The organism is Loktanella sp. DJP18, from assembly GCF_049310965.1.
Classification (GTDB): domain Bacteria; phylum Pseudomonadota; class Alphaproteobacteria; order Rhodobacterales; family Rhodobacteraceae; genus Loktanella.
This window is the reverse complement of the sequence record NZ_JBMERN010000160.1, coordinates 1-6,785: the sequence shown is the minus strand read 5'-3', so window position 1 is coordinate 6,785 and position 6,785 is coordinate 1. Positions and strand designations below refer to the sequence as shown.

Sequence of the window (6,785 nt, the reverse complement as noted above, 5' to 3'; positions counted from 1 at the left end):
CAGCGGCCCTTCAGGAGGCCTTGAAGGCCGACAGGGACCAGATGGCCCACAACGCCACAGTGGCCGCCACAAAGGCCGCACAATCGACCCTTGAGGGCATCAGGGCCGAACTGGCCGTCGAAAGCGAGAAGCTCTCACAGCGCGCCAGAGAGGCCCGTAGAGCCACCTTGCGTTTCTCAGGCGGCATCTGGACCCTTTTGGCCGCTACACTCGTCACAGGGGCATTCCTGGGCCTGCTGACAGCCTACGTGACTGAAACCGCAGAAACGTTCTTCTCCGTGGATCGTATGACGCGCTACGCATGCGGCCTGCCGGGGGTTGGTGGACAGGTGGTCGAGATGAACGACGGGGCGACCTATTGTGCGCACTGGATCATCACACCGGAGCTGGCCAAGTATCGCCGCGAGCAGGAATCGAAAAACTGATCCCTCAACCTGCCCCAATCCATTCTGAGCAAATCCAGCGTCTGCAACAATCGGCTTCGCTGGATTTCGACAAAACCTTCCCCGCCCTGCCTGACCCACCCCATCCAGCCAGCGCCGTGCTTGTTGCTGCGAGGAACCTCACCAGCAACGTTGCAAAATCTGGACCGAAGCATGGGCAGGCTCCTGCGTCGCCTGCGTCAGTCAAAAACTCCACCCCCGCCCGATCGTTCGCCAGCTATCTGGCGAGCGCTCACGCTCGAACGGGCGTGGATTTTTGCCCTCCTATAGATCATTAGAAAGAGCGAATTTAGGAGCTAATGATTCCAATGGGTTAGGGGGGGGGGTAGCATCATAGCTCATGAGGCCACCTAGCATCATAGCTGATGAGGCCGGTTTTTAATAACTGAACACTGATTTTCATTTGTTGAACGCAAAAAATTTCACTATTCGTAACCTTACTTACCGTTTCCGAAAGAATTTGATGCTAGGTAGCCTCATATATGACCGCCGAAAAAATCCCTGAGAAATCTCCTGCGGGCCTATGGCTTCAAACCGAGCGTGCCGCTCATGAGGCATGGGCAAAACTGATCGCAGAAGCTCCAAAAGCAGCCCAGCTTATGCACCTTCTTGTTGCCCGGATTGGTGATCACAACGCTGTCGTTATTTCACAAAAAAACCTGATCCGCTTAATGGGGGCGAGCCGTCCAACAGTGCAAAGGGCCGTAAAAAAGCTCAAAGACGACCTTTGGATTGAAGTTCGTCAAATTGGAGATCGCGGCACAACCAACGCTTACATCATCAACGACCGGGTCGCTTGGCTTGGTAGGCGCGATGGTATCCGCTACAGCCTGTTCAGCGCAGCCGTTGTTATCAGCGACGACGAACAGCCAGATCTGAGTGAATTGGATCACCAGAAACCACTTAAACAGATCCCGTCTATTGGCCGAGGAGAGCAACAGCTTCCGACAGGCCCCGGCCTGCCACCGCCATCCGAGCCAACCCTTCCGGGCATGGAACCTGACTTACCCGCCACAAAAATTGGTGACAACGATGCGTAACACATTGGAACGCACCGTACCGTTCCATTTGGAATGCGGCGGAACGGCATGAGTTACACTCTTGGTGAAGCTGCAAAAGCGGTTGGGAAAAGCAAGACAACTCTGCATCGTGCGATTAAATCTGGAAAGATTTCAGCATCTAAAGCGGATGATGGCTCATATATTATCGAACCGTCAGAGCTTCATCGCCTGTTCCCAAGCGTAACACCCGGAACAACCGATGCACCGTTACATAAGAACGATACGGAACAGCAATGTAACAGCTTAGGAACACTCCGTATCCAGATGGAAATGCAGGAAAAAGAACGCGAGCGCGAGCGCGCCCTTTTGCAAGAAACCATTGCCGATTTGCGCGAGGATCGCGACAAGTGGCGTCAGCAGGCAACTGCCCTTCTGGAAGACAAACGCCCCAAAGGATTTTTCAAACGGCTGCTCGGGCAGTGACAACAACAGAGGCCACCGTGTCAGTAATTTCAAACTTCATTTCTAAAGTTCAAAGCATTCACGCCACAGGTAACGCGACCGAACATTCCTACCGCTCAGTTTTCGAAGCGCTCTTTGCGGCCCTCGGCGTCACTGCCCTGAACGAACCCAAGCGGGTAAAATGCGGCGCGCCTGATTTCATCATCTCGACCGGCGAAATCGTTGTCGGTCATGTGGAAGCTAAAGACCTGCACATTCCCATCAGGGGCATGAAGGACAGCAACAAGACGCAGCAGGAGCGTTACAAGGCCGCTCTACCCAACCTTGTCTATACCAACGGCCTCGACTGGGACTTCTACCGTGACAGTGAGCTGACCGCCTCTGTCAGCATCGCTGACTTCCTGATGGGCGTGATCCCAAAACCGGATCAATACGAAACGCTGGAAAACCTGCTCCGCGACTTCATCGCGCAAAAGCCCCAGACCATCACCAGCCCCCGCGATCTGGCCGAGCGCATGGCAGGCAAGGCCAACCTAATTAAGGACGTGCTGCGCAAGACGCTGGCCGAGGACGAGGCGATTCAAAACGAACTGACAGCCCAGTATCAGGCGTTCAAAGAAAATCTGATCCACGACATCACACCAGAAGACTTCGCCGACATCTACGCCGAAACTATTGCCTACGGAATGTTTGCAGCCCGTCTGCACGACACCACACTGGACACGTTCAGCCGCCAAGAAGCGCTGGAACTGTTGCCCAAGTCCAACCCTTTTCTGCGGTCACTATTTAGCTACGTGGCTGGCTACGACCTTGATGATCGGATCGCTTGGATCATCGACGACCTGGCGTGCGTTTTCCAAGCCTGCGACGTGGCGAAGATCATGGAAGGCTTCGGCAAGCTGACTGGTCAGAACGACCCCTTCCTGCACTTCTACGAAACATTCCTTGCCGCCTATAACCCGTCCAAGCGCAAAGCCCGTGGCGTTTGGTATACGCCCGAACCCGTAGTCAATTTCATCGTCCGCGCTGTAGACGAGGTGCTGCAAACCGAATTTGGCCTGCCCGATGGCCTCGCCGACACCTCGAAGGTCACGCTGGACTGGGACACAGGCCAGACCGGCAAGAAGGGCAAGGCCATCACGATCAAGAAAGAGGTCCACCGGGTTCAGATTCTCGACCCTGCCACCGGCACCGGCACCTTTCTCGCTGAGGTCATCAAGCAGATTGCACCCAAGATTCAGAGCGTGGCCCCCGGCATGTGGTCCAGCTACATCGAGGCCGACCTGATCCCACGCCTGCACGGATTCGAACTACTCATGGCCTCCTATGCTATGTGCCACATGAAGCTCGACATGATCCTGACCGAGATGGGCTACAAACCCACGAAGGAGCCGCCCCGCCTTTCAGTCTTCCTGACTAATAGCCTCGAAGAGGGTGAACCCGCCAACCAGACCCTTCCTTTCACTCAATGGCTCTCACGCGAGGCCAAGGGCGCCAACACCATCAAACGCGACATGCCCATCATGTGCGTGATTGGAAATCCGCCCTACTCCAAGAGCAGCTCGAACAATGGTGAATGGATCATGGATCAGATGGCTCAATACAAGAAGGGGCTTTCTGAACGAAAGGTAAACCTCAATGATGACTATATGAAATTTATCCGTTTGGCGGAGAGTCTAATTGAAAAGAACGGCGGTGGTATCGTCGCCATGATTACAAACAATTCATTCCTCGATGGTGCCACCCAAAGAGGGATGCGCCGCCACCTAAGAGAAACTTTCGACAAAATATCAATCTTGAACCTGCACGGAGACACCCGATCCGACGCCCCCACAGAGGGCCACGATGAGAATGTCTTCGACATCATGCAGGGTGTCGCTATCACTGTTATGCGTACACACAAAAACATCGACAGAGGTTCGCTGGCCACCGTCCACTATCGCGACATGACGGGCCGCCGAAAGGCAAAATATGATGGTTTATCTGCTCTCCAAATACACGACACTGGATTCAAAGAGCTTGATTGTCAGGAGCCGTTACATCGCTTCCTTCCCAACGACGCGGCGCAAAGGGAGCAGTATGAAAAGGGTTTTTCGACTTCCGACTTCTTTGGAAAACTGAGCTCCGGGATTCAGACCAAGCAAGATGCCTTGTGTATCGCCACACAGAAAGAGGATTTAACCCAAAGGCTTAGAGACTTCAAATATTTAGAAGAGAGTGATCTACGTATTAAATACTCTATTCCAAAAGATAGCCGCGACTGGAAGATGGCCCTTGCGGTAGAAGACGTTAGATCAGGGGGAGGTGAAATAGTTCCATTCCTATATAAGCCCTTCGATGTTCAGAACATCTATTATTCAGGGAAAACCAAAGGGTTTGTCGCCTACCCACGCCGCGATATTATGCAGCATGTGGTTGGGCGGGCAAATCTCTGCCTAATCGTCAATCGTCAGAACGTCCGCGACTACTTCTCGTATGCAGGTGTTACGAACATAGCCTGCTGCCACGGCACTTTTTACCTTGGCAACCGAGGTCAAGACTACTGCCTTCCCCTCTACCTCTACCCCGACGAACAAGACCTCGATCAGACCCGCCGGGTGAACTTCGACCGTAAGCTCTACAAGCGGCTGCAAAAGCTGGCTGCACACCCTGACAAAGGCACTCCGAACGAGATCGCCGTCTTCGATTACATCTATGGCGTCCTGCACTGCCCCGCCTATCGCGAGACCTATGCCGAGCTCTTGAAGATCGACTTCCCCCGCATCCCGTGGCCCGCTTCTCCAGCCGAGTTCTGGGACGTGTCAGCTAAGGGCACCGAGCTGCGCAAGCTGCATCTGATGGACCCTGCCGCAATCGGCTCCACCCCGTTTCCCTTCACGACACTGGACAGCGAAGAAGGCGACAACGTCGTGGACAAGCCGAGGTTCGAGGATGGCAAAGTCTGGGTCAACACGACCCAGTATTTCGACAGTGCCCCCGAAGTCTCATGGGGCTTACACGTCGGTGGCTACCAGCCCGCCCACAAATGGCTGAAAGACCGCAAGGGTCGCGCACTGACCTTCGATGACGTGAAGCACTACCAGCGCATCCTGAAAATCCTCGCCGAAACTGACAGGATCATGGGCACAATTACGATGGATATGGCTGTTCCAGAGTAATCGTTACGGGTGTTCCATGCCGCAAAGGCAGGGTGTGAAGTTGGCAAGAAATAGGAACGTTAACTTCACACCACCCCGCCATCACTTGAATAACCCATCACGATGGGTTATTCTTCTGTATGGTCACGATCTACCGGGCGCATGGGCTGCGCATTATCATCTTCACAGACGACCATGAACCAGCCCACGTGCATGTGTTCGGCGACGGTCAGGCCAAGATAAACCTGATCGGGCCTGACGGTGCGCCAGCACTCGTCAAGGCTGAAAACATGAAGGCCAACGATCTGCGTCGCGCCATGCAGGTGGTCCGCGACCAGCAAGAACAGTTTCTTGCCAAGTGGAGGGAATTCCATGGCTGATCTGACAGACGCCGAAATCGACACCGCCTTGGAACGGGGCAGGATTGCGCACCTTGTCGAGCCGCGGGCGACAGCCGTGCGCTATGATCGCAAGAGCGCACGCATCATCGTCGAACTGAACAACGGCTGCACCTTCGCCTTTCCACCCCACCTCGCACAGGGGCTGGAAACCGCCACGCATGATGAACTTGCAACAGTGGAAATCCTCGGCGCGGGATATGGGCTGCACTGGGAAGCCCTCGATGCGGACTTCAGAGTGAGTGGCTTGCTGGCCGGAGTGTTTGGCACGAAAGCCTACATGGCTCGCCGCGCCGGACAGGCCACATCGCCCGCCAAGGCTGCTGCCGCCCGCGCCAACGGTGCCAAGGGCGGGCGACCGAAGAAACAGGCGTAACGCGCAGCAAATTTGTCACCGCACCCAGTAATGGCAATACACGGACACCCTACCGACTCCACCCGATCCCGCTGTCGCGCTCGGCTATACTTGCCGCCTCGCGCTCGATCTCCAACTCTCGCGCCCGCACTTTCTCGGCCTCTAGCGCCAAGTGCCGTTCCTCTGCCTCGCGCCCGTCGCGTAGGGCAGCGGCGCGGTCGGCGAGGGTATCGGGATCGATCCCCCGCGCCGCCTCACGCAGCCGGTCTGCCAGGCTCTGCGATACGTCCTGCTCCGGCACCTCCCGGCCCCGCTCTGGCACAGCCACGTCGCGCACCTCTTGGCGGCTCTGCCGCGCTTCCCACGCCTCGCGCAGACGGGCGGCAAGATCTGAGGCCTGAACCCGGTCGTTGCTGCCCCCATCGCGCGCCAGCTCCGGCTGGAACCGGTCCAGCACCCGTTCCGCCGTGTGGTCCAGCCATTCGCGCACGTGACCGGCCAGCTCCTGCGCCACACGCGCTACCTCGGCGGCACGGTCCTTGACCTCGTGCCAGACGCGGACGGCCGCAACCTCCTGTCCGCGCTCCTTGAGCTGCCATGCCCCCAGCGAGAGCTGGGGCAGGGGCGGGCGGTCCAGCGCGACGGCCCGCACGGTCTCTCGCAGCTCCACGGCCTCGTCGCCGCGCTCATGCGCGTCGCGGGCCAGCTCACGCGCCTCATCGCGCTGTGCAACAAGGGTGCGGTGATCCACGCGCTCCTCGATGCCGGCGCGCTCAAGAGCAACGTTGGCATCGTGCGACCACGCCGCCCGCCAGCCCTCCAGAGCCTCGACGGCGTTCCAGTCGCGGTTCTTGGTGGTGAAGCCATCCGCATCCATCTCGCGGGTGGTGAGCAGGATGTGGGCGTGGTGGTTGCGCTCGTCGCCAGTGCGTCCTGGCGCGTGCAAGGCGATGTCGGCCACCATGCCGCGGTCGACAAACTGGGACTGA

The 6,785-nt window shown here is 57.0% G+C and carries 7 protein-coding genes and 1 pseudogene; 6 read left to right on the top strand and 2 right to left on the bottom strand.

All coding sequences use genetic code 11. The features are described from left to right. The 6 genes from ACOI1H_RS22515 to ACOI1H_RS22490 all read left to right on the top strand — a co-directional run. Nucleotides 1-425: hypothetical protein (locus ACOI1H_RS22515; protein ID WP_422440342.1), on the top strand; the 425-nt coding region annotated here is incomplete at its 5' end. Nucleotides 426-925: 500 nt separating this feature from the next. After that, nucleotides 926-1,483, top strand: a complete 558-nt coding sequence (locus tag ACOI1H_RS22510; RefSeq protein ID WP_422440340.1) for a helix-turn-helix domain-containing protein — start codon at nt 926-928, stop codon at nt 1,481-1,483. Nucleotides 1,484-1,531: 48 nt separating this feature from the next. Continuing rightward, nucleotides 1,532-1,927, top strand: coding sequence for a helix-turn-helix domain-containing protein (locus ACOI1H_RS22505; RefSeq protein ID WP_422440339.1), 396 nt, complete (start codon nt 1,532-1,534; stop codon nt 1,925-1,927). 17 nt (nt 1,928-1,944) lie between these two features. After that, the gene (locus ACOI1H_RS22500; RefSeq protein WP_422440337.1) at nt 1,945-5,064 is read left to right on the top strand and encodes a type ISP restriction/modification enzyme; all 3,120 of its coding nucleotides are present in this window, start codon (nt 1,945-1,947) and stop codon (nt 5,062-5,064) included. Between the two features lie 119 nt (nt 5,065-5,183). Continuing rightward, nucleotides 5,184-5,423, top strand: a complete 240-nt coding sequence (locus ACOI1H_RS22495; protein WP_422440336.1) for a DUF4160 domain-containing protein — start codon at nt 5,184-5,186, stop codon at nt 5,421-5,423. Beyond that, on the top strand, nt 5,416-5,817 hold the full coding sequence (locus ACOI1H_RS22490) for a DUF2442 domain-containing protein (protein WP_422440334.1): 402 nt from the start codon (nt 5,416-5,418) through the stop codon (nt 5,815-5,817). Before ACOI1H_RS22495 ends, ACOI1H_RS22490 begins: the two co-directional genes overlap by 8 nt. 49 nt (nt 5,818-5,866) lie before the next feature. Here ACOI1H_RS22490 and ACOI1H_RS22485 read toward each other — a convergent pair whose 3' ends face one another. Both ACOI1H_RS22485 and ACOI1H_RS22480 read right to left on the bottom strand, forming a co-directional pair. Beyond that, entirely contained in the window at nt 5,867-6,547 is a 681-nt protein-coding gene (locus ACOI1H_RS22485) for a hypothetical protein (protein ID WP_422440344.1), read from the bottom strand. Nucleotides 6,548-6,577: 30 nt separating this feature from the next. After that, a pseudogene (locus ACOI1H_RS22480) lies at nt 6,578-6,760 on the bottom strand (MobA/MobL family protein); the annotation flags it as partial. Nucleotides 6,761-6,785 lie beyond the last annotated feature (25 nt).